The organism is Oleiphilus sp. HI0117, assembly GCF_001635235.1.
In genome coordinates, this window is sequence record NZ_LWGA01000938.1 from 1 (window position 1) to 2,325 (window position 2,325).

Below are 2,325 nucleotides of genomic sequence, written 5' to 3' on the forward strand. Positions count from 1 at the left end.
TTAATTATAACTGTTGTTCAAAGCATTAGTTGTGCCAATGATCCATAAAATATATATATAACAGTAGGATAAGTTATTTGATATTTTTCTTTCTATGGTTTTTTTGTTTATTGTGTAAAAAAAGCTGACAGTTATTTAAGTGTTCAGAAATGGGTGGCGTGTTACTATGTTTATCAGTGATTTAGAAGTTTATCGGCAGGTGTTGAGAGCGAATGCCAGCCCATCTATAAATAGGGTGAGATTAAATTGTGGCTCAGATAGAAATGAAATTACTATTGTTGATGTGTTTGCTGGGCCTGTTATCGGCCTGTTCAACAACGACGTCAGACGCGAGGCAATATTTAGTTAATGCGAGTAATGCTAAGATTTCATCTTCTGCCTTGCATGTTGATAGAAGTCAGTTGATTCTTGCGTCTCAAGAAGGTGGGGGGCTTTATGAGCTGCATCACTCGTCGCTTGAGGTCGGTCAAATGTTCGCGAATGTGGCCTCAAAGTTTGGGTTTAGAAAAGCTTCTCCAGAAGAAGCAACTTATGTGGCGAAGTTGATATCTGCCTTCCCTGATGGCGGTGCGTGTGAAGGGCTTGGTGATGCGGCAAGTGATGGTGCGTCTTATACGGCTTCAGTGCTGACTTTTGGTATTTTACCAGCATCGGGCTCTCACTGTTATTTGGTGGCTTTGGAGCTCTATGAACGTATCGGGGGGGAGTTGCTATTGGTGGGAGAGTTTTTTGCTAATAAGGGGCGTGTTGATGTTTATGCTGGGGCAAATGAAATCGAAAGTTACTCCTTAATTGTTACTCGACGTGATGAGGTCCTGGCTTTAGAAACGTCAATTGCAGCGCTTTTTCGTCAGATGATTCTGGATGGAGCATTCGAGTAATAGAGGGCCAAAACCTCAGCAGAAAACTTGAATGAAGGATATCGCCTTTATTGACATAATTATGCCATCTTATTTCAGTACTATCTCTTTTGAATTTGTTATAAAACTTAAGTAGAAGGGGAAATTTCTTCCTTTTTTAGCTACACTAGCGTTTACGCATAATTTTCGCTGGGTCTGGTGATCACGAGTTGTCAGGTCCTCAGTGTGTAAAATTAGTTCCATTGGTTATCCTACCGGTACAGTTTGGGGAAAAAATGACAACAGAAATATCCAAGATTATCTACACAAAAACAGATGAAGCGCCAGCACTGGCAACCTATTCCTTACTTCCTATACTCAACGCTTTCACTTCCGCCGCTGGCGTGTCCGTTGATGAGAGCGACATTTCTTTAGCTGCACGTATCTTGGCAGCCTTCCCCGAGAAACTGACTGAAGAGCAACGCGTACCAGACGCGTTAGCTGAGTTGGGCGAATTAACGCTACATCCGGAAGCCAATATTATTAAATTGCCGAATATCAGTGCATCAATTCCTCAGTTGAAAGAAGCAATTAAAGAGCTACAGGATCAGGGTTATGATATTCCTGAGTACCCCGACGAAGCTGGCAGCGAGCAAGAAACAGAGATTAAAGCAAAGTATGCCAAAGTGTTGGGTAGTGCGGTAAACCCTGTTCTGCGTGAAGGTAATTCAGATCGTCGCGCGCCACCTTCCGTTAAAGCCTATGCGCGTAAATATCCACACTCCATGGGTAAGTGGAGTCAGGCGTCACGTACACATGTTGCCCATATGCGTAGCGGCGACTTTTACGACCAAGAGCAGTCTACGGTAATTGAAAAAGCTGGCAATGTTCGTATTGAACTTGTTGAAGCAGATGGAAAAGTGACCGTACTTAAAGAAAAGACAGCTGTCATTGAGAAAGAAGTGATCGATGGCATGTTTATGAGTGTTAAAGCTTTGCGTCAGTTCTTTGAAGAAGAGATGGAAGGTGCAAGAAGAGCTGACTTGTTGTTCTCTCTACATGTTAAAGCCACCATGATGAAGGTCTCGCATCCGATCGTATTTGGGCATGCGGTTACTGTTTACTTCAAAGAACTTTTTGAAAAGCATCAGGCGAAGTTTGAAGAGTTGGGTGTGAACCCTAACAATGGTTTGAGTAATGTTCACCAGAAAATATCTGATCTTCCTTACTCTCAGCGTTCTATAATTGAAGAAGATATTCGTGCCTGTTACGAAGAACGCCCTGAAATGGCGATGGTAGATTCTGACAAAGGTATTTCAAACCTCCATGTACCAAGTGATGTCATCGTTGATGCGTCAATGCCTGCGATGATTCGTGTTGGTGGTAAAATGTGGGGTACTGACGGTAAACTGAAAGACACTAAAGCGGTTATTCCAGAGCGCACATATGCGACCATCTATCAGGAAGTTATTAACTTCTGTAAGCA

2 protein-coding genes are annotated in these 2,325 nt (G+C 42.6%); both read left to right on the plus strand.

The features are described from left to right. The first annotated feature begins 263 nt into the window (after positions 1 to 263). A complete protein-coding gene (locus A3757_RS16795; protein WP_068634132.1) occupies positions 264 to 881 on the plus strand; it encodes a hypothetical protein in 618 nt (205 codons plus the stop codon). 254 nt (positions 882 to 1,135) lie between these two features. Continuing rightward, on the plus strand, positions 1,136 to 2,325 hold a 1,190-nt coding region (locus tag A3757_RS16800; protein ID WP_197470095.1), incomplete at its 3' end, for an NADP-dependent isocitrate dehydrogenase.